This is a genomic window from Paenibacillus sp. J31P13, from assembly GCF_056269295.1.
Genome location: NZ_JBWDNR010000006.1, coordinates 19,611 through 41,520, shown reverse-complemented (window position 1 = coordinate 41,520; position 21,910 = coordinate 19,611). Strand labels below are relative to the sequence as shown.

At 44.0% G+C, this 21,910-nt stretch carries 18 protein-coding genes; 6 read left to right on the top strand and 12 right to left on the bottom strand.

Features of this window, described 5'->3' with window-relative positions; all coding sequences use genetic code 11:
• Window positions 1–146: 146 nt before the first annotated feature.
• Window positions 147–542, bottom strand: a complete 396-nt coding sequence (gene kapB, locus AC0YOD_RS19850; protein ID WP_475801070.1) for a kinase-associated lipoprotein KapB — start codon at window positions 540–542, stop codon at window positions 147–149.
• A 204-nt stretch (window positions 543–746) separates the two neighbouring features.
• Between kapB and AC0YOD_RS19845 the strand changes: the two genes are divergently transcribed.
• The 3 genes from AC0YOD_RS19845 to AC0YOD_RS19835 all read left to right on the top strand — a co-directional run bounded on the left by AC0YOD_RS19845 (window position 747) and on the right by AC0YOD_RS19835 (window position 4,299).
• The gene (locus tag AC0YOD_RS19845) at window positions 747–1,862 is read left to right on the top strand and encodes an MGDG synthase family glycosyltransferase (RefSeq protein ID WP_475801069.1); all 1,116 of its coding nucleotides are present in this window, start codon (window positions 747–749) and stop codon (window positions 1,860–1,862) included.
• A 96-nt stretch (window positions 1,863–1,958) separates the two neighbouring features.
• On the top strand, window positions 1,959–3,362 hold the full coding sequence (locus AC0YOD_RS19840; protein ID WP_475801292.1) for an NAD-dependent malic enzyme: 1,404 nt from the start codon (window positions 1,959–1,961) through the stop codon (window positions 3,360–3,362).
• Between the two features lie 310 nt (window positions 3,363–3,672).
• On the top strand, window positions 3,673–4,299 hold the full coding sequence (locus AC0YOD_RS19835) for a YqaA family protein (protein WP_475801068.1): 627 nt from the start codon (window positions 3,673–3,675) through the stop codon (window positions 4,297–4,299).
• 56 nt (window positions 4,300–4,355) lie between these two features.
• Here the strand turns inward: AC0YOD_RS19835 and AC0YOD_RS19830 are convergent, their stop codons facing one another.
• Both AC0YOD_RS19830 and AC0YOD_RS19825 read right to left on the bottom strand, forming a co-directional pair.
• Window positions 4,356–5,384: a C40 family peptidase gene (locus tag AC0YOD_RS19830; protein WP_475801067.1), complete on the bottom strand. Its 1,029-nt coding sequence runs from the start codon at window positions 5,382–5,384 to the stop codon at window positions 4,356–4,358.
• A gap of 447 nt (window positions 5,385–5,831) precedes the next feature.
• Window positions 5,832–6,830, bottom strand: coding sequence for an ABC transporter substrate-binding protein (locus AC0YOD_RS19825; protein ID WP_475801066.1), 999 nt, complete (start codon window positions 6,828–6,830; stop codon window positions 5,832–5,834).
• A gap of 204 nt (window positions 6,831–7,034) precedes the next feature.
• On the opposite strand from AC0YOD_RS19825, the gene AC0YOD_RS19820 reads away from it, so the two are divergent.
• The 3 genes from AC0YOD_RS19820 to AC0YOD_RS19810 are packed head-to-tail and all read left to right on the top strand — an operon-like array spanning window position 7,035 to window position 9,957.
• The gene (locus tag AC0YOD_RS19820) at window positions 7,035–8,039 is read left to right on the top strand and encodes a FecCD family ABC transporter permease (protein WP_475801065.1); all 1,005 of its coding nucleotides are present in this window, start codon (window positions 7,035–7,037) and stop codon (window positions 8,037–8,039) included.
• Window positions 8,040–8,041: 2 nt separating this feature from the next.
• Window positions 8,042–9,088, top strand: coding sequence for a FecCD family ABC transporter permease (locus AC0YOD_RS19815; protein WP_475801064.1), 1,047 nt, complete (start codon window positions 8,042–8,044; stop codon window positions 9,086–9,088).
• A gap of 56 nt (window positions 9,089–9,144) precedes the next feature.
• Window positions 9,145–9,957 (top strand): ABC transporter ATP-binding protein, encoded by an 813-nt coding sequence (locus tag AC0YOD_RS19810; RefSeq protein ID WP_475801063.1) that lies wholly within the window; start codon window positions 9,145–9,147, stop codon window positions 9,955–9,957.
• A gap of 477 nt (window positions 9,958–10,434) precedes the next feature.
• On the opposite strand, the gene AC0YOD_RS19805 is transcribed toward AC0YOD_RS19810, so the two are convergent.
• The 9 genes from AC0YOD_RS19805 to AC0YOD_RS19765 all read right to left on the bottom strand — a co-directional run bounded on the left by AC0YOD_RS19805 (window position 10,435) and on the right by AC0YOD_RS19765 (window position 21,761).
• On the bottom strand, window positions 10,435–11,526 hold the full coding sequence (locus AC0YOD_RS19805) for a carbohydrate ABC transporter permease (protein WP_475801062.1): 1,092 nt from the start codon (window positions 11,524–11,526) through the stop codon (window positions 10,435–10,437).
• Window position 11,527: 1 nt separating this feature from the next.
• A complete protein-coding gene (locus AC0YOD_RS19800) occupies window positions 11,528–12,610 on the bottom strand; it encodes a carbohydrate ABC transporter permease (RefSeq protein WP_475801061.1) in 1,083 nt (360 codons plus the stop codon).
• A 262-nt stretch (window positions 12,611–12,872) separates the two neighbouring features.
• Window positions 12,873–14,252 carry an ABC transporter substrate-binding protein gene (locus AC0YOD_RS19795; protein ID WP_475801060.1) on the bottom strand — a complete coding sequence of 460 codons (1,380 nt, stop codon included), beginning with the start codon at window positions 14,250–14,252 and terminating at the stop codon, window positions 12,873–12,875.
• A 187-nt stretch (window positions 14,253–14,439) separates the two neighbouring features.
• Window positions 14,440–15,462: a LacI family DNA-binding transcriptional regulator gene (locus AC0YOD_RS19790; protein ID WP_475801059.1), complete on the bottom strand. Its 1,023-nt coding sequence runs from the start codon at window positions 15,460–15,462 to the stop codon at window positions 14,440–14,442.
• Window positions 15,463–15,687: 225 nt separating this feature from the next.
• Window positions 15,688–17,307, bottom strand: coding sequence for an ABC-F family ATP-binding cassette domain-containing protein (locus tag AC0YOD_RS19785; protein WP_475801058.1), 1,620 nt, complete (start codon window positions 17,305–17,307; stop codon window positions 15,688–15,690).
• 46 nt (window positions 17,308–17,353) lie between these two features.
• Window positions 17,354–17,935 (bottom strand): MFS transporter, encoded by a 582-nt coding sequence (locus AC0YOD_RS19780; RefSeq protein ID WP_475801057.1) that lies wholly within the window; start codon window positions 17,933–17,935, stop codon window positions 17,354–17,356.
• A gap of 18 nt (window positions 17,936–17,953) precedes the next feature.
• Complete coding sequence (locus AC0YOD_RS19775) at window positions 17,954–19,384, bottom strand: FAD-binding oxidoreductase (protein WP_475801056.1); 1,431 nt, start codon at window positions 19,382–19,384, stop codon at window positions 17,954–17,956.
• A gap of 111 nt (window positions 19,385–19,495) precedes the next feature.
• A complete protein-coding gene (locus AC0YOD_RS19770) occupies window positions 19,496–20,563 on the bottom strand; it encodes a Gfo/Idh/MocA family protein (protein ID WP_475801055.1) in 1,068 nt (355 codons plus the stop codon).
• Between the two features lie 133 nt (window positions 20,564–20,696).
• On the bottom strand, window positions 20,697–21,761 hold the full coding sequence (locus AC0YOD_RS19765; protein WP_475801054.1) for an MBL fold metallo-hydrolase: 1,065 nt from the start codon (window positions 21,759–21,761) through the stop codon (window positions 20,697–20,699).
• Between the last annotated feature and the right edge of the window lie 149 nt (window positions 21,762–21,910).

Sequence of the window (21,910 nt, the reverse complement as noted above, 5' to 3'; positions counted from 1 at the left end):
CATTTTATCAAAAGGACATGTATTTATTGAATAGCAACTTAATGGAAGTTTTACGAGCTAAGCTGCTATATTTCCATACGCACCATGCTATGCTGTGATTGTACTGGGCATAAAAAGAATGCTTTTTGCGCAAAATCGAACGTAAGCTACTTATATTCCCTTTGAAGCTGTTGCATTTGCTCAAGTCCTTTAGTTGCCCAGCGCTGCAAGCGATCAAGATTCGCGATCTCATCTGCAACAGCTGCCTTCAAAGAATCGTTATATTCTGGTACATGACCCGAATAAGGCTTCATATCACGCAAGAGTACATTTGTTTTTTCTGTAAAGCTAAGAGCGCGCCGCTCGTGAAACATAGGAACATCCGGATTGTACGGATTATGTAAATCCCCCTGCTCAGGATGTTTAAGTACAGCAAGCACCTTCACTAGCCCGCGCGGTCCATTTAATTCCAGCAGCTCGCCAACATAATGACCAGAGCGAACCTCCGCTCTCACGATATCCCCAATAGCTAAATTATGATTTGCTTGATTTGTTCCATTCATTGCTTCTCATCTCCATATCTATTATTTATTTATAAATGTAAAATATATGTAAATATAGTGGGATCAAGTCTTTCATATGCTTATCATATTAGTGACTGTAGTTAAGGATAATTTATCAGCCCCTTTATTCGCAAGCCTTGCGGATAAAACTTGTGTTAGTCGCACTTGCATCGTAATATGGAATTAGAAAAGTAGGTGGAATGAATGCGTAAGAAAAGAGTGCTTCTGCTCTCAGAAGGCTTTGGCTCCGGCCATACTCAAGCTGCCTATGCGCTCTCAGTTGGTTTAAAGCAACTGGATCCGGGAATTCAAACTCGCGTTATCGAGCTTGGAAAATTTCTTAACCCCGTACTTGGGCCCTGGATCATATCCGCTTACCGGAAAACGGTAAGTAAACAGCCTAAGATGGTAGGCCTGATGTACCGAAGCAATTATAAAAAATCTTTTAATCGGCTTACGCAGCTGGCGATTCATCGTATGTTTTATACCCAAACATCTCAGGTAATATCCCAACTAAAACCAGATCTGATTGTCTGTACACATCCTGGACCTAATTCAGTTGTTGCAAGACTCAAGCGTCTTGGACTTGATATGCCGCTATATACGCTAATTACAGACTATGATGCTCATGGTTCTTGGGTAAGCAAGGAAGTTAATCATTATTTGGTTTCTTCGATGCTTGTGAAGGATCGTCTCATGGAAAAAGGTGTACAGGCTGATAGCATTGAGGTAACTGGTATCCCTGTGCATCCAAATTTCTGGCATACATACGATAAAGAAGAGGTAAGACAAGAATTTAATCTAAAACCCCTCCCAACCGTACTTATTATGGGCGGAGGATGGGGAATCATGTATGAAGACAATGCGCTGGCTTATATGACCAAATGGCGCGAGAGCACGCAGCTTATTTTTTGCGTAGGCTCGAATGAGAAAATGAAGGAAAAGATGGGAGCTGATCCACTGTTCCAGCATCCAAACATTCATATTCTAGGCTTTACACGTGAAGTAAATAAACTGATGGATGTATCCGATCTATTGATTACGAAGCCCGGCGGAATGACATGTACCGAAGGGATGAGCAAAGGAATACCCATGTTGTTCTATGATCCCATTCCTGGTCAAGAAGAAGAAAACTGCGAATACTTCATTAACAACGGTTATGGTGAAATGCTCGACTCCAATGATACCGTAGACAAATGGTTCTCTCTCATTCATGATTCAGAGGCCTCGGTTAAATTCAGGGATAACTTACACATGATGCGAAACCTACAATATAACCCTACGAGTTGTCCGAAAGCCGTCCTGCGACTAATGCAGTGACGGCTTTCTTCTCCAATTGCAAATGAAGCATAAATTGTATTCCCTAAGTCGCATAGTATAAATGAATGAAGGGAGCTGTTTATCGTGAGTTCACAAATGACCGATGGAAAAACCATTATTCTAAGGCTAGAAATCGATACGAATTTAGCCCAGTTCGGAAAAGCAGCAACAGCCATTGAAGCTGCAAAAGGAGATATCGTTGCCATTGATGTCATACATACGGACAAAAATAAGAGTATTCGCGATCTTACCGTAAAAATGGCAGAGCAAGGTGCAGCGGATCGAATTACGAAAGTATTGGGAGAACTTCCAGGCATACGTTTGCTGCATATTTCCGATCGTACGTTTCTGCTTCATCTCGGCGGAAAAATAACCATTCAACCCAAAACACCAATTCAAAACCGGGACGACTTGTCACGTGTTTATACACCAGATGTCGCCCGCGTGTGCAAAGCAATTCATGATGAGCCCTCCAAGGCCTATACGCTGACGATCAAAAGAAACACAGTAGCTGTTATATCTGACGGAAGCGCCGTACTTGGTCTCGGAAACATCGGTCCCTATGCGGCAATGCCGGTAATGGAAGGAAAGGCGATGCTGTTCAAGCAATTTGCGGAGGTGGACGCATTCCCCATCTGTCTTGATACACAGGATACAGAAGCCATTATTGCTACTGTCAAAAATCTCGCTCCCGCTTTTGGAGGTATCAATTTGGAGGATATCTCAGCACCTCGCTGCTTTGAAATTGAGCAGCGTCTGCGTCAAGAGCTGGATATTCCTGTCTTCCATGATGATCAGCATGGAACAGCTGTTGTCCTCTATGCGGGTCTGCTCAATGCGCTAAAGCTGACAGACCGCAGCTTATGCGATGCACGCATAGTCATATGCGGCATTGGCGCAGCAGGCACCGCATGCACCAAAATGCTAATAGCCGGAGGTGCGCAGCACATTATTGGCGTTGATCGCGACGGCATATTGACTGCAGACCGCAGCTATGACAATCCGATGTGGCAATGGTATGCGAACAATACCAATCCAGAGCGTATTAGCGGAGGATTGGCTGAGGCGCTCAAAGAAACCGATGTATTCATAGGTGTGTCGGCTGGAGGAATTTTAACTCGCGAGCTGATTGGGACGATGAACGCTGAGCCAATTGTGTTTGCAATGGCTAATCCAGAGCCGGAAATAAGACCCGAGCTCGCGGAGGACATCGTTGCCGTATTCGCTACTGGAAGATCAGACTATCCGAATCAGATCAATAATGTCCTTTGCTTTCCCGGCATATTCCGCGGTGCGCTCGATAGCCGAGCTACCACGATTAATGAAGAGATGAAGCTCGCTGCAGCGGAAGCTATAGCATCTGTCATCAGTGATGACGAGTTAAATCGCCTATACATCGTGCCAAGCGTATTCAACACAAGGGTTGTCGAGGAAGTACGCCGCCGTGTCATTCAAGCCGCTCAGCAAAGCGGCGTATCTAGACGACAAATACGAGACTAATCCAATAAAAATGTCGAATATGATTAACAAGCCGCTGAGCTTAGGAAACGAATTCCTACGCTTTGCGGCTTTTTAATATTCGCTTGCGATCTATTAACATTCATTTTTTATTCATACAACCATCTTTTTACAAAATTCATGACACCTATCATCTTTTTAACCGTATTAAATATGCTATAATAAAATATCGAGCGTTATGCGCTTTTTCAACAAACTGAATCATATAATAAGCATATAAAGCAAATTTGCATGATCATACTTTATAAGCAAGCCTTATGTATGGGTATGTTGAAGGAAAGGGAGCCTGGTAATGTTTCAAGCTGTAGTAGATTTTCTTAAGGAATTCGGACCATTGGGACTATTCATTCACGCTTTCTTAGATGCAGTTATTTTTCCCATTCCCGCATTCTTTCTTCAAGTATCATTAAGCATACTCAATCCATCTACAGCAATATGGTTAGCTACTGTTGGTTATATCGCTTGTCTCCTCGGGACGCCAGTTGGATATTATTTAGGTAAAATAATGGGCAAATCCGTTTTATATAAGTTTTTAAAGAAAGAATGGATTGACAGCGCTACGGAAAGATTCCAAAAAAATGGCGAAGCAGCTATTCTTATTGGGTCGTTCACGCCCATTCCATTTAAAGTTTTCACCATTTTATCTGGTTGCTTAAACTTTCCCCTTTGGCGATTGATTGGCTACGCAGCGATTGGCAGAGGCTTAAAGTTTTATACCGTTGGATTATTGTTTTATTTCTATGGTCGTTCAGCCGAGGGCATGGTCAAAAACGTATCCTTATATATTTTCTTTGGCGCTGTGCCGATCATCATTATTTTTCTTCTTGTTCGCAAAAAATTACGCAAGAAAAAAGAACTCCAGGAAAAGCTTGCTGGTGCTAAACAAGCAGATGATTCGACAATACAGGTTGGATCATAAATAATAAAGCAAATAAAAGCCGATCTGGGAAACTCCCTGACCGGCTCTTCAGTTATTTACAGGGCGCTTCCGCCATATAGAAAACGATACTCCCAGTGTGTACCTTCCATGCTGCTAATGGTCACACCACCGCTTTCCTTTGAATAGGTATGCAATATTTTTCCGTCTCCCAAGTAGATGCCATCATGTGAGATGGTTGCTTTGGACTTATTAATTCCGTTATAGGCAGATGCTTTCGAGCCTTTATAATCCATAAAAAATACGACATCGCCTCGCTTGAGCTTGCGCCAATCTGTCTTTGTATTGCCTTTCTCCTTCACGTACACTCCTTGCTGACGCGAATCGGCAGGCAGCTTCAAGCCTACACCATCGATAAAGGCTTGTCTTACAAAGTCGGAGCAATCAAATGTTGTTGTCGTGTTGCGGTCAGAGCCGTATTCATATGGCGTCCCAATATATTTCATCCCCGCCGTTATCAATTTTTCTATTGCATCGCCTGTTGTTCCCTCAGGAACCGTCGTCGTGCCTCCTCCGTTATTAGAAGAGCTGCCGCCACTAGTTGTTCCATTGCCTGGTATATCACCTTTAACATCTAAATAGGTGTCTTGTGTGCTGACGTAGCCGCGAACGCCATTCTCGTCCTTCACTTCATACCAATAGCTGTTCGTCTTGGCAAGAACAGTTACCTGTTCACCCTTTTTTAGGTAGCGAATTCTCTCTCCTGATGAACTTGCCGTTTTCCGGAAAGATACAGATGCCTTAACGACTGCATTTGTTTTAGTTGATTGGACTGGAGCTTGAATTTTCAAGTATTGAGAGGATGACGATAGGTAGCCGGTTTTCCCAGTAGAATCTTTTACTTTATACCAGTATGCATTAACTGTTTCGATAATCGTTACTTCTTCGCCCTTCTTCAAGGTGCGAATAACAGATGACGATGTTGACGGCGCACTGCGAAGATTTACACCTGATTGAACTTCTGCTTCCTGTGCAGCCAAGGCCGCTGGGACGACTGCTACTGATCCAAACAATAATGTTGCTGTTAGCGTTGCTGTTGCCAGCTTTCGTTTCATACTATAAGTCATTATGTATGTCTCCCTCGATGTTCAATAGTATAGGACTATTAACATTGTAAGTTCGAGAGAGGAGGGCAAGCATCATCCCTTCTGCCTAATTACACTTTCGACGAACTGGGAACATAGACATAAACGCCTCTTGTAAAAATAAACAGAAAAGTCATCCATCATTTTTATATGTTTATGATCAACTAACTGCTAAACCTTTATTACACAGGCACTATCTACATCCGTTACCTTCTTTATTGGATTTAAGCGAACTGGAAATACACACAGTACTTTAGACCCATTTATTTTCATTTACCAATTCCTTGGAAATAATTACCGAATACATTTAATGCGCAACTGAGGACATATTAAACATAATTATCCATATTAATTGATTGATATGTGTCTTTTTGTCGAATGTATAAAAAAGAAGCAACCGGGCTGCCCCGACTGCTTCCTGCTTACCTTTTATTTAATTTCGTAAATTTGATAAAGCTCGTCAAGCATAAGGTTAGCTGCAACGACACCGCCAGATGTATTCCAGATCGCATCGCTCACTCTAATTGCTTTATTATTTTTCACAACTTGCAGGCTTTTCCAAAGCGGATCATTTAGCATTTCCTCTTCCATGCCTGTGCCTTTGCCATCGCCTGTCTCATAGGTGAAGTAGAAAAGCATATCTGCATCAACTTCTGGAAGACGTTCCTTTGTAATCTCTTCAACAAATGTATCTGTGTATTTTTGATTATCAGGACGAGTAATGCCAAGTTTAGAGAATGCTATTCCTGTAAAAGTATCTTCTAAGTAAATCCGTGTTTTTCCAGCCATGAAACGAACGACTGATACTTTTTGATTCAGCTTGTCGCCTGCTTTAGCTTTGAAATCGGCAGCACGGCTCTCGTAGTCGGCAATTACTTTGTCAGCTTCTGCTGTTTTGCCAAGCGCCTCGGCATAAAGCTTGAAGTTAGACTGCCATTCGCCGCGAAGTGTTTCGGAGAAAACAGTCGGTGCAATCGCATTGAGCTGGTCATATACTTTCTCTTGACGCAATTTATTACCGATAATAAGGTCTGGTTTTAGACTAGCAATCAATTCCATGTTCGGTTGGCTCTCATCGCCTACGACCGTAACACCTTCCATATCCGCTTTAATGTGATCATACCAAGGGTCGCCAGTCCACGATTTTACTGCTCCAACTGGTTTAATGCCAAGTCCAAGCAATGCTTCCGTTCCTTCATTAGTAAGAACGACAATACGCTCCGGTGTTCCTTTTATTTCAGTCACGCCCATAGCATGAGTGATTTTGCGTGCATCTTCTGTTTTAGGCGCATCGGTTTCTGTTGGTTTCGCACCATTTCCGTTGCTGTTATTGGAATTGCTTTGACCACAGCCTGATACCACAATAGCGATTATCAACAATGCTGCTGTAGTAGTCCATGTAAATTTCTTCTTTAGTACGTTTAACATTTAAATGTACTCCCCTTCATGATGAAAATGATTCTCATTATTATCTCAAAAGAACTATATCAGGAGCTGGATAATAAGTCAACCATTGAATGATAATGATTTTCAAATTCATTGACACTCTGTAATGCATCCCCTAAAATGTTGGAGTAGCATGTATTCGATTTATGCAATGACTGGCACAGTTAGAGAGGAAATGAGAAATTTATGGACATGCTTTTAACAACACGTTCTCAAAAGATTGCAGGGCTGCTCATCGGGCTGATCCTCTTTGCAGCAGGCATCATTTGCAGCATCGCTTTCGGTGTGACAAACATCAGTTGGCGTACTATTATACAATCCTATACCGCATTCGATGGATCGCAAGCGCATCTCATCATTCAGACGGCAAGAGTTCCAAGAGCATTCATAGCCGCTGCCGCAGGCGCAGGTCTAGCCGTAGCTGGAGCATTCATGCAAGGAATTACTCGCAACCAGCTCGCTTCACCAAGCTTGTTCGGAATAAATGCCGGAGCGGCCTTCTTTATAGTAGTTGGCTCTGCTTTTTTTGGAGCAAGCGGTTTATCGACTTTTGCTACTCTCGCATTCTTTGGTGCAGCATTCACTGCCATTCTTGTATATGTACTCGGTTCTATTGGAAACGACGGCCTTACACCGCTTAAAGTTACGCTAGCCGGTGCTGCCATGACAGCCTTTTTCTCATCGCTGTCTTTGGGTGTTCTGCTCACAGGCGGTCAAACCTTCGATCAAGTGCTTTATTGGTTCGTAGGATCTGTCGCTGGACGTGATATGAACATCTTTACAGCTGCAGCACCTTTCATGGGTATTGCGCTATTAGGGGCACTGTTTCTTGCAAGACATATGAATGTGCTCGCGCTCGGCGAGGATGTTGCTGTTGGCCTAGGACAAAAAACAATATTCATTAAGCTAATAGCAGGAATCATAATCGTATTGCTTGCAGGGGGCTCCGTATCAATGGCTGGTCCTATCGCTTTTGTAGGCATTATTGTTCCTCACTTGACTCGTTATTTAGTAGGAATAGACTATCGCTGGGTCGTTCCCTATTGCATCGTTATTGGCGCTGTTCTGCTCCTTGCCGCAGATATTGGCTCACGTTATATTTCATTTCCAAAGGAAGTTCCCGTTGGGGTTATGACAGCTATTATCGGCGTTCCTTTCTTTGTATACATAGCAAGAAGGGGGCAGGTCTAAACATGAATATTTGGATCACCTTTAGAGGCCGGAAATATTCCTTTCAATTTTCGCGTCGAACCATGTTAACGATTATTTCATTGCTGCTTGCCAACTTGGCAGCTGTAGTTGTATGTGCTGGACTAGGGAGTACCTGGATCAGTCCATTTAAAGTCATAAGCACCTTGTTTGGTATGGGGGATTCATCGGACTTCATGATTCTTTTCAATCTGCGGATGCCTCGCGTGGTCATTGCTGTATTGGTCGGATCAGCACTCGCGGTATCGGGAGCCTTATTGCAAGGGATTGTACGCAATCCATTAACTTCGCCTGATATTATCGGTATTACGGGGGGAGCCTCTCTCGGAACGGTTATATTCATTTTATATTTCTCACATGTAAGTATCCGCTTTATGCCTATCAGTGCGATCGCAGGAGCATTTGGCGCTGCATTTCTTATTTATTTATTTGCATACCGTCGCGGTATAACGCCGCTGCGACTTGTGTTGATCGGTATTGGAATGGCTACTGCGTTAACGGCTGTTACCTATATGCTGATTCTAACAGCATCCTTTACGCCAACTGCAGTAGCCGTTAAAGCTTTCACCTTTATGACAGGCAGTATCTATGGCGTCTCCTGGAAAAGAGATGTATGGACACTGCTGCCATGGATCATCGTGCTTATGCCTATTGCCCTTATTTATGCAAGACATTTGAACGTACAAGAACTTGGAGATGAAGTAGCAACTAGCGTCGGCAGTTCTGTAAATACGAAACGAACAATTCTTCTCATTATAAGTGTCGCGCTTGCTGGCGCTGCAGTCGCTATCGGCGGGGCAATCAACTTTATCGGTTTAATGGCTCCCCATATTGCTCGCAAGCTTGTTGGACCTGCTTATGGCGGTGTTATACCCGTATCTGCCTTGATCGGATCACTTGTATTGTTGCTGTCTGATCTTGTCGCTAGAGTCGCGTTTATTCCGCTGGATATTCCTGCTGGTGTCTTCACAGCGGCGATTGGAGCACCATTCTTTATCTACTTGCTATATCGTCATCGCAACGGCGCTTAATTGCCATCACGCATTGACTTTCCTTATACCAACAATGAAAAAAAAGGAGTGTCCACATGTCCACCATTCAAGCACAAAACCTTACCTTATCATACGGACAAAAAGCGATCTTCTCCAATCTTGATTTAGCTATCCCACCCGGTAAAATAACGGTGTTTATTGGCAGCAATGGTTGCGGCAAATCGACGCTGCTTCGTTCGCTTGCCCGTCTCTTGAAGCCAACGGAAGGCTCTATACTACTCGACGGCAACCAAATCGCTAAGCTTTCAAGTAAGGAAGTAGCGAAACGGCTTGCCATCTTGCCGCAAGGCCCCATTGCACCAGAAGGTTTAACCGTTCATCAACTGGTCAAACAAGGGCGTTATCCCTATCAAAGCTGGCTGCAGCAATGGTCTCATGAGGATGAGAAGCTAGTTAAAAAAGCGCTTCAAGTGACGCATATGGATGAGCTGTCCAACCGCTCCGTAGATTCCCTTTCCGGAGGTCAGCGCCAACGAGCTTGGATCGCGATGACACTCGCCCAGAACACACCGACAATTTTGTTAGATGAGCCTACGACATACCTTGATATGACGCATCAAATCGAAATTTTGGATTTGCTGTTTGATTTAAATGAGCAAGAGAACCGGACGATTGTCATGGTTTTGCATGACATCAATCTCGCTTGCCGCTATGCGCATCACATTGTAGCAGTCAAAAATGGCCGTATTCATGCACAAGGTGCACCAGAGACCATTATTAATGAACAACTCATTCATGAAGTTTTCGAAATGGAATGCCAAGTAACGGCAGATCCGTTATTCGGCACACCGCTTTGCATCCCTTTTGGCAAAGGCCGCAAGTTGACTAAAGTACTTAGTAAGGTATAACAAATAGGGGTTGCCCAAGGAGTGGATTTATCTACTCCTTGGGCAACCCCTTTTCATTAAACCCATAGACAAGTTAGCTGATGAAGTTGATTTGAAATAGAGCTAGTTCCTAGCTCTATTTCTTTACGATCACCCACTTAGAGGTGCCGAAGCAGCAAATGGGGAGCAATAGAGCTAGTTTTTAGCTCTATTGCTGGTTTTTAAACGTGGAGCGAGAATATAGAGCTAGAAATTAGCTCAATTCCTTTGGTATCAGCCCTTTAGAGGTGCGTAAGCAGCAAATGAGGAGCAATAGAGCTAGTTTTTAGCTCTATTGCTCCTCATTTACATGATTTTTAGAAAATAGAGCTAGTTTCTAGCTCTACTGGAGTCTCTGTTACAAGTTAAGCATTTCTGCTTCAAACTGACAGTTATTCAGTTGTTCAGCCAAATAGTTCAGTCGAACAGCTCAGTCAAAATGTAGATGTCTCACTCCGCTTACCCCTTAACGGAACCGCCAAGCATTCCGCGAACGAAATATTTTTGCAGAGCGAAAAATACAGTAAGTGGCATTAGCATAGATACGAACGCGGCTGCTGTGAGCAGATGCCAGTCATTCCCTCTTGAACCGACCATATTCGCAATATTCATAGACAGTACCTGTACCTCTGGCTGACTGCCGAGAAAGATAAGCGATACCAAATAATCATTCCATACCCATAAAAATTGAAAAATACTGATTGAAGCAAGCGCGGGCACCGAAAGAGGCATAATGAGCTTGCTGAAAATAGTAAAGTTCGACGCCCCATCCATAAACGCTGACTCAAACAAGTCCTTTGGCAGCTGACTGATGGAGGTATACATGAAATAGGTGATTAAAGGCAAGCCAAACGCAGTATGTGCCAGCCATATCCCGAAGTAGGTTCCATTAAGCCCTAGTGATGTGTAATCCCTTAGAATCGGAATGAGAGCAACCTGCAGCGGAACAACAAGCAAAGCGATGACAATAACAAATAGTGTTTTTCGACCAGGAAATTTAAGCCAAGCGAAAGCATACGCAGCGAAGGAAGCGATAAAGATCGGAATAACCGTGGCAGGTACAGTCACCGCGATCGTATTCCAGAAGGAACGTGACATCCCGCTGCCTTTTTCCGTTTTTGTACTCCCGTCTGGCATCGTGATGGAGTAGTTTTTCCCTCCTAGTACAGTCTCATAGTTCTGAGTCGTGAATTCACTAATAACTGTCCATTCCTTCTCCTGTATATTCAAGAGCCTTGCACGTCGATTCTCCCAAACGATACGCTCACCATCAGCCACTACGCCTTCACGCAGTTGATCATCCGTATAGGTTACGCCATTAACAACAATTGCTCCCTTGAGATCTGTTTCCTTCGGCAGCTGTATTTGCTCGGATGTTTTCCAATCACGATGCGGCAGAATGTTCCACCAGCCAGTAGACAATATGTCCGCTGCTGGCCGAAAGGAGGATACGAGCAGCCCTATCGTCGGGATCGTCCAAATGAGGCAGATGATAGCTAGCACAGTATTCACGAGCCATTTCGACTTGCGAATTTTTTTTGGTCTACTCATATTAGAAGCCCCCCTCTCTACGGAACTGACGCAGGTTGACGATAATGACCGGAATAACGGCTATCAGCAATACGATTGCCAATGTTGAGCCATAGCCCGCATTTTGATACATGAAAAGCTGTCTGTAGAACTGTGTCGCCACAACATCCGTTTCATACTGACCACCAGTCATAATCATAACGACGTCGAAGATTTTGAGTGTAAAAACAATGATCGTTGTCGTTACAGATAAGAGCGTCCCAGCGATATATGGAATCATAATTTTAAAGAAAATGCGAATCTCTCCTGCTCCATCCATCCGGGCAGCCTCCAGCATATCCTCTGGAATACTCTTAATGGCAGCAGAGAAGATTACCATCGCAAAGCCTGTTTGCATCCAAATTAAGATAGCGATAAGAAATAGATTATTCCAAGGCTGAATCATACTGAGCCACGCCTGCGGCTCTCCTCCAAACTTCACGACAATGGCATTCAGCAAACCAATTTGCTCTTGTCCAGGCTGGTAGTAATAAATAAACTTCCAAATTACGCCGGCGGCAACAAATGAAATTGCCATAGGCATAAAAATGAGCCCTTTCGCAAGCTTCTCGAAGCTGCTTCGATCAGCCAATATAGCGATAAGCAAGCCTAAGCTTACGCAAGCCAATGTGCCAAAGAAAACCCATAGCAGATTATTTCGCAGCGCCATAACGAGAAGGCGGTCCGTAAATACAGCTACGTAATTGGCAAAGCCGACAAAGTTTACCGATCCTGCATCAAAAAAGCTCAAGTAGAGTGTTCGAAGAGTAGGAAAAACAAGCAGCCATCCCAGCAAAAGGACAGCTGGTCCCACAAATACAAAAGGCAATATTCTTCGCTTCCATTTATCCGGGTATTGCTCAACCACCCAGTTGAATGAGTAGTAAATCGAATAAATACCAAGAGCACCCCATACGACAGCAAGAATGGCATTCATGACTGACGGAAGACTTGAATCACGAAAAAACAAAAAAATGCTCCAGTGAATGGCAATATTCAAAGCAGGTACCAGCACCGATATCAACAGTAGACGCAGAGCATTGCCCTTCCCAGCCTGTAATTCCATAACGAATCCTCCTTAAAGCTTTGTGAAGCAAAGCTACTTCGTAAGCATAACCTTAAGCTTTGTGAAGCACAGCTACCTCGTAAGCATAATCCTAAGCTTTGTGAAGCAAAGCTACCCCGTAAGCATAATCCTAAGCTTTGTGAAGCAAAGCTACTTCGTAAGCATAACCTTAAGCTTTGTAAAACGAAGCGAGAGGGGCTCTTCTCTTTGCAGAGCCCCTCCATCGATTCGTTAATTGTTTTCTCAGATTATTCGTTAATTCTTATTTCCAGCCTGCTTGAATTTCCTTCAATGCAGTATCCAGATCAACTGTACCGCTCACCCAGTCAGTCATACCTTTCCAGAACGTACCTGCTCCAACCGCGCCAGGCATCAAATCTGAACCGTCAAAACGAATAGTATCTGCTGTTTTAACGAATTCCGCCATGCGGCGCTCTTGATCATTTGGATACCATGCTGCGTCTGCATCATTCATAGGCGCAGTTACGCCGCCTGTTTGTATCCAAGTTTTAAGCGATTCGCCTGTTGTGAAAAACTCCATTACAGCGCGAACTTCTGGACGATCATTAAACATTGCGTAAATATCACCAGAAATAAGTGCTGGTTGACCATACTTCTCATCAATTTGAGGGAATGGGAACCAATCATAATCATCTGAAGTCAAGCCTTCAGGGAAGAAACTTGTAATAAACCCAGCTTGACGATGAAGCCATGCTTTTGGCGGATTGTCGAACAATGGTTTAACAGCATCGCCGAAAGCAGTCGTAGCGATCGATTTGCGTCCACCGTATACATAATCTTCGTTGAACCAAATCTCACCCATCTTTTCAGCTGCATTTTTAACAACTGGATCTGTGAACGGAAGCTCCCCAGAAATCCATTTGTCATAGTTTTCAGGAGTAGTCGTGCGAAGCATGATATCCTCCATCCAGTCCGTTGCCGGCCAGCCTGTTGCTGTACCGCTCTCGATACCGATGCTCCATGCTGGATCGCCATCTTTGGCAATGTCATCCGTCAACTTCATAAGCTCTTCCCATGTTTTTGGAACAGTATAGCCTGCTTCAGCAAAAGCTTTTTTGTTGTACCAAACTAGGCTTTTCACAGAGCTGCGAGCCCAAACGCCAGCCATTACATCGCCGCTAGTTCCCTTCATAGTGCCCATATCAAGCCAGCTTTGGTTGTATTGCTTCTTTAAGTACTCATCGCTTAAGAATGATTTGATATCGATAACTTTTCCTGCTTTTACGAAGCCGCTAAGAAGACCTGGTTGCGGGAAATCCGCGATATCCGGGGCGTTTCCGCCGTTTACTCGAACGGAAATCGTTGCCTCAAACTCCTTGGAGCCCTCATATGAGATATCAATTCCTGTTTTTTCTTCAAATGCTTTGATGCTCTCATTAAATTTCACTTCATCCGCATCCGTGAACGGACCGAACATCGTTACTTTTTTACCTTTGAGGTCGCCTTTCATCGCTTGCGCGAGTGCGGAATCTGAAGAGCCTTTTGTTCCCCCATTATTGCCTTCATTGCCTTCATTGCCTTTCTTCCCATTACTGTTTCCCCCGCAAGCGGTAATAGACACAATAATAACAAGCATTAGAATAAAGGTAGTTAATGTTTTCTTTGTTTTTTTGGTATGCACAGACCTCATCCTTTCTTAGTTAAGAAGCTGTTTCCAAAAACCTACACTTCCTTCAGTCATTTGAACCAAACATCACCTCCTTAAAATACGAATGCAAACGACCATTGCCATTTTCCAATTAATCTTTCAAAATCAATTAGTAAGCGTTTACAATTCGAGTGGGATAAGTGTTGGTTTATTACTGACTCTATTTCATTTTTTCAGGCTCGTATCGCTTCGTAGACTCTCGAATAACTAAACGATGAGGCATTTTCTCTCGCAGCACCTCTACCGAGCCATTAGTAATAAGCTCATGAAGCTTCTGAACGGATCGAAAGCCAATGTCATAAGTCGGTTGATCCATCGTTGTCAATTTCGGAATAAACATTTCCGCCATCCGTATATTATCAAAGCCGATGACAGATACATGCTCCGGTACTGATTTACCATTTTCACGCAAATACGAGATTGTCCCCATTGCCAATTCATCTGAAGCCGTAAAAACGGCTGTAAGATCCGGGTAGCGCTTGAACAGCTTCTCAGCTGCAGCATGAGCATGCTGGAAACGGTACTCCGCATGTTCCACGCAAGTCTCCATCGCTTCCAAACCAAATTCGCTAAGCGCGCGTTGGAAGCCCTTATACCGAGGCACGCCAGATAAACGATCCGTCATAGCAAAGCCAATCATTCCGATTTGCCGGTGGCCCCATTCAATCAAATGCTTAACCGCATCATAAGCCGCCCGCTCGTCATCAATATCAACGGAAGGAATATCATATTCCGGGGCATTTGCTGATGCTAGAACAAAGGGAAGTCGAGAACTCTGCATCTCAGCATAATACTCCACCTGAAGGGTATCACTTACAAATACAATGCCGTCTACTTGCTTCTCAGAGAAGCTTTGTATATAAGCAACTGTCCGCTCTTTAACACCATCTGTATAACAGATCATTAAACTGTAGTTCAGCATAATTGCTGCATCCTGCATCCCGCGAATAACTCCCGCATAATATGGATTCTCCACATCCGGGATCATTACGCCGAGTGTATCTGATTTCTTGAATATCAAGCCTCTTGCAAAAGCATTTGGTTGATATTGCAGTGCCTCAATAGCTTCAAGAACCTTGGTACGTTTCTCCATACCAACCGTCTCCGGAGAATTCATCACACGTGACACTGTACTTATGGAAACGTTTGCACACTTGGCTACATCGTGGATAGTGGGTTTCATGCCTACACGCCTTTCTTGTTCCTTGATGCTAAAAATCACAAGTAATCAAAAGGGTTGATTCATCCCATCATCTTGAAAACCTTTTCAGAAAACCTTTTCAACGATAGTATAGCCCCTTTTTTTACATTCCGCAACCAGTTTTTAACTTTTTTTAATTTAATTATTGCATAAAAAAACACCGATCTATGGTTGCCCATAAAGATCGGTGTTCCTATTTTATGCGGCTTAAACCGCGTACATACGCTGACGAAGCTCTTTCACTTCTGCGCTTTCCAAATACTCATCATAAGTCATCATTCGGTCAATAATACCGTTTGGCGTAATCTCAATGATACGATTAGCAATCGTTTGAACGAACTGATGGTCATGCGAGGTGAAGAGAACCGTACAATCTGTATCTGTAAGGCCATTATTCAATGCCGTAATGGATTCGAGATCCAAGTGATTCGTCGGCTCATCCAAAATAAATACGTTCGCGCCCTCAAGCATCATTTTGGATAGCATGCAGCGAACTTTCTCTCCCCCGGACAATACGCTGGCTTTCTTCATCGCATCGTCACCAGAGAATAGCATGCGGCCCAAGAAGCCGCGAATGAACGTTTCATCCGGATCCTTCGAATATTGACGCAGCCATTCCACCAAGTTCAAATCTACACCATCGAAATAAGGAGAGTTGTCTTTCGGGAAATAAGCTTGCGTAGTCGTAACACCCCATGAGTAAGTGCCGGCATCCGCTTCAACTTCGCCAACCAAAAGCTGGAATAACAATGTTTTTGGAAAGCTATTCGGACCAACAAAAGCAACTTTATCGCCTTTGTTGATTGCAATCGTTAGGTTGTCGATAATTTTCTCGCCTTCAACCGTTTTCGTCAAGCCATCAACAAGCAGCAATTGCTTGCCCGCTTCCCGCTCCCCTTTAAAGAGGATGAACGGATATTTACGGTTGGACGGACGAATATCATCAAGTGAGATTTTCTCAAGCAGCTTTTGACGTGAAGTCGCTTGCTTTGCTTTTGATTTATTTGCACTAAAACGTTGGATAAACGCTTGAAGCTCTTTAATTTTGTCTTCCTTCTTCTTGTTCTCTCCACGCATGAGGGAAAGAGCAAGTTGACTTGACTCATACCAGAAGTCATAGTTACCTACGTACATTTGGATTTTACCGAAGTCGATATCCGCAATGTGCGTACAAACGGTATTCAGGAAGTGCCTGTCATGACTGACTACAATAACAGTACCTTGGTAATCAGCAAGGAAATCTTCTAACCAACGAATGGACTCAATGTCCAAGTGGTTGGTAGGCTCATCGAGTAGAAGAATATTCGGAGTACCGAACAAAGCTTGTGCCAGCAAAACGCGAACTTTCTCGTTACCACCAAGCTCAGCCATCTTCTTGTCATGCAGGTCAGGCGTGATACCGAGGCCATTGAGCATCTCTGCTGCTTCTGACTCCGCCTCCCAGCCGTTCATGTCCGCGAATTCAGCTTCCAACTCGCCTGCACGCATACCGTCTTCATCAGTGAAGTCCGCTTTTGCATACAACGCGTCCTTCTCCTTCATCACTTCATAAAGCTTCTTATGGCCCATCATGACCGTTTCAAGTACAACGGACTCATCATAGGCGTAATGGTTTTGACTCAGAACCGCAAGTCGTTCACCCGGTGTTATATGCACTTCTCCGTGCGATTGCTCAACCTCACCGGATAGTATTTTCAAAAATGTTGATTTACCTGCGCCGTTGGCGCCAATCAAACCGTAGCAGTTGCCTGGTGTAAACTTAATGCTTACATCTTCAAAGAGCGCCCGCTTCCCGTAACGGAGCGTTATGCCACTAGTACTAATCATTGATTTAATCCCGTCCTTCGCTAGAAAATCGCAATATATCGTTTCATTATACCACAGTTTGCTCGGAAACCGAACCCTGTTTTGCCCGAGGTGATACTGTCCGCCTTATTCGCCAAACTGTCCATGCACTGAGACCATATAATAAGGCGCTCATATAAAATAATATGTTGATCGTGAGGCTGTCGATCAAGAATCCTCCCAAAATAACCGCGAACCCTGATGCGACCGATGTCCAAAAATGATAGGACCCAATTCCAGTCCCTCTCATGCCACGTTCCGTAAAATCAGCAAGTAATAATCTTTCGCTCATTTTTTGCATTGCGTTGCAGCTGCCCATTACAAGCTGAATGATGAGAACAAAAGCATAGGACGAGGTCCAAGGGAAAGCCAGCATCGCTGCCATCATGCCAAGCGAGCTAATAATCAGGATCGAGACGCCATGTTTGTCGAGCCTCGGAGCCAGCCACTGCGATACGGCAGCGGAGCTGATTGTGAATACTGCAAAGGCTAAGCCATATTTGGAGTAGCTATTCCCTAAATTTTTGAGAAACAATAAATAATACGGATATATCATGCCAGCCGCAAGCGTTACGATACTTTGCGAACGAATGAGCCATTTTAATCCCATACTTCTGGTTCCTCCCCTTTATTCGCCATATTTTTCATAAAAATAATTCATAAAAAGTCCATTGGGATCGTATTGCTTCTTCTTTTGGAAAAAGAGAGCTTGATTAGAATAAACGGATTGAAACTGCTCCAGAGTCGGGTATGCTATGTATGGCAAGTAATAAGAACCGCCGTAATCTATAAGCTCATCAATAATTCGCTCAACGCCCTGCTTCATCTTCAATTGGCCCTTCTTCGACAGGGGAGCATGAAATAAGCATACTAACCCCAGCATATCCTCCTTCGCATAAGAGAGTACCGCCTCATTGTCCTTATTCACATACCTGATTGTAATATTGAGTAGGTTTAAATCCTCCTCGCGCACTATTACGCCTAATCGCGGCACGAAGTTATTAAACTGATCAATTGGTATAAAATATTCCTGAAGGAGATCGTTAGCCCCAGGCTCACTGTACTCCATAAACGCTGACGCAGCCCGCATGGCATTATTACGGCTAATGATTTTATCCTTCTGCTCTACGAAAAAATAGGTCTGCAAATTCCATTGCAAATTTTTGCCCCAATCACTGCTTCTGTTCAAATTGAACAATAACTTCCCAGGCGCGACCCAATTATCATTGCTTATCAATTTATTATGGTCAGCAAGTGAAAGCGAACTGTCGATGGCATAGTTTTTAGCAAAGGCCTCCGTAAAATAACCATCTGGCGCTACCGATATTCGCCCGATATGCATTCGAATGTCTGGATTGGGCAAAACCTCATTTTGAAAATAATCGCTATACTGGTCCAGCCTCATCAACACCGTTGTCTCCCGGTACACTTCATCATCAATTAAGTCCAGTGTGACGTCCAATATAATGCCAAATAGGCCGTATCCGCCAAGAGCAAGCGGAAATAAATCCTTATTCTCCGATCGGCTGACGTTCAAAATAACACCCTCTGCCGTCAAAAGACGGAAAGACTGTACGCTTTTTATAAGCGAGCCGTTGCGAATATCTCTGCCATGTGCATTGATGCTGATAGAGCCGCCAATCGTGAAGGTATTCAAGGATTGCATCGTTTTGACGGATAGTCCATAGGGATTAATAGCCTCTTGAACATCCTCCCACGTCGCCCCAGCCTCCGCCACAATCGTCTTCTTCTCAGGATCGACAGCTATAATCTTGTTATAGCTCGTCATATCGACAACAATGCCGTCCTTGTAGTATGTATGACCACCCTGGCTATGTCGCTGCCCGGCAATGGAGATCGTAAGCCCCTTTTCCTTTGCTTCCTTCACAAGCGCCGTCAGCTGAGTCTCCGCTTCTCCGCGAACAACACGCTCCACTTTTACAGGATGCAACCGACTGTAATCTGTTACTAAATAGGGATCTTGATCAGCTGAGCTTGTCCTTGCATATTGAAAAATACTCAGTGCAACCAGTAACAACAGGACGATCCCTTTTTTCACATGCAGCCCTCCCTTCTATAAAAAAAAGCCTCTTTAGTGAACAACATATCGTTATCACTAAGAAGAGGCTCTTGTCATTTATTATATTATCGAAAGACCGGTAAGGATTGCTTAATCCCAATTCAACTTTACCTCATTGCCTGTACGCGAAGATTCGTAAATAGCATCTAGAATCCGATTATTTGTATAACCTGAAAGCGCAGAAGTAATTGGCTGTCTGTTCTCACGTATGCAATCTATAAAATGCTTACTCATCAAAACGCGGTCCTCTTCGCCTTCGAGCGGAGTGATTTCGCTTTTGACAACTTCATTATTGGCATGTGTCACATACTCACCGCTGCTGCCAACCATCCCAATACCGCCGTGTGTACCCATCAAATGTATGAAAGGCTCCTCTGGCAGAAATGCCGCATGCGCCGCCCAACTTACTTCCAGTGACAACGTTGCACCGTTATCAAGCTTAATAAGAGCGGAAGCAAGATCTTCTACATCATAATACCCATCCCAATTCGGCGTTCCCCAATTGCCAATACCTTGACGATTCGGGCCAAATTCCGCATAGGTAGAGCCATATACAGAGACAGGCTTAGGATTGCCCATAAGGTATAGGGATAAATCCAACATATGAACGCCGATATCAATAAGCGGTCCGCCGCCTGCTTGATCCTTGCGCGTAAACCATGATCCCCAGCCTGGAATGCCTTTTTTACGGAACCAGCCTGTTTTCGCATTATAGATATGCCCTACATCGCCATTATCAATATGCTGTTTCAAGGCGCGGCTTATGCCAGTCCATCTCATCTGATGAGACATCATTAATATTTTGCCGGACTTTTCAACTTCCTCTACAATCAGACGAGCTTCTTCGGAATTCATAGCCATCGGCTTCTCCAGCAATACATGCTTGCCGCGCTTCAATGCTTCAATCGCAAGTGCTGAATGGAAGCTATTAGGGACACCGATGACAACCGCATCAATAGTCTCATCCTCAAGTAAAGCCAGCGGATTTTCATGAACGGTCTCTATCTCATACTCCACTGCACGCTGCTCCGCAAGCGGCAAGTAGACGTCTGCAACTGCTACAACATCAATACCTTCAAGTTTGCTGAATGCTTTCATGTGTATGCTGCCGATCGCTCCTGCCCCAATAATACCTAGACGAATGTTAGAGTTAATCATCAATATCCTCCTTATAGTGTTGTGGAGCAATGCTAGCTTGGTCATTAGATGTCATATTTATCAACTCATTCAGTATACCTTTTGCCATTCATTTAGTCATTGCGTGTTTTTGGCTCACTCTTGTTCTGTTTTGTCATTTTCCCGACAGATGCCAGGTTTCTCCCTGCGGCAAAACAAGTACTCGTTCATTCGAAATGTTCCGTTTGATCCGGTCAGCCTCCAGCCGATTCAGCGCATCGCGAGGCGTATCATCAGCAAGCTTGAATGCGCCATAGTGCATAGGCACAAACCATTTGGAGTCCGTGTCCAGGAAAGCTTGCAGCGCTTGCTCCGGCGTAACATGCTGCGGTCCCATAAACCACTCTGGCTCATAAGCACCGATCGGCATAAGCGCCACATCAATAGAGAATCGTCGGCTTATATCCTTAAAGCCCTGGAAGTAGCCGCTGTCTCCCGCAAAATAAATAGTCGGTGTCTCTGATACAAAAGGACGATGAATGCGGTGCTTCTCATGAAGAGAGTCATTCTCTACCTTCACTGTATCGAATGATTCCTTCTCAGGCGTCGATTTATGACTAATATGGCTGACGAGCTTGCCGCTCCGTGAAGGTGACTGCTCGATAACAAAGCCTCCCCAGTGAGATCTATTGTTATCCCATGGGTTGCGGCGCGTCGAATGCTGCGATGGAACAAAAGTGAATTTGACTCCATTAATGTTGACAGACTCCCACCAAGACAGCTCTTTGACATGAATAAAGCCCTTCTTACGGAGCTTCGTCCCAAGACCAGCAGGAACAAGCAGCTGCCTTGTGCCGATGAGCTTGCGAAGTGTATTAATATTCAGATGGTCATAATGAGAATGAGAAATAAGGACAACATCTATCGGAGGCACATCCTCAATGGGAATGCCCGGTGGCGTTAGACGTTTTTGAAATGCCATCTGGCTTGACCAGACAGGATCAGTCATTATATTAAGTCCGCCAAGCTGTATTAGAAATGTCGAATGTCCCACCCATGTAAGAGTAGGCCACTTGCGATTGTTTTCCAAATAAGCAACATCAGGCTTGGCACTTGGAACGGTGTATGAATAATCATTCAATTTCAGTCTGCGAATTCGCTCTTGACGCCACCTTTTGAATTGTTTCAGTGATGTATGATGCTCGATAGGATCAATGTTTGCAAATCGTTTAAACCTCAACCGTCCATCCTCCCTGCCATTATTTATTATTTTACTAAGATACAATCCCAAGGCGCTGATTGCAAATGACGATTTTGCAAATTGTTCCTAAACATGACAAACCTTTTACGGTTCGCATCATCATTTAAAATCAGGTACACTTAGTTATA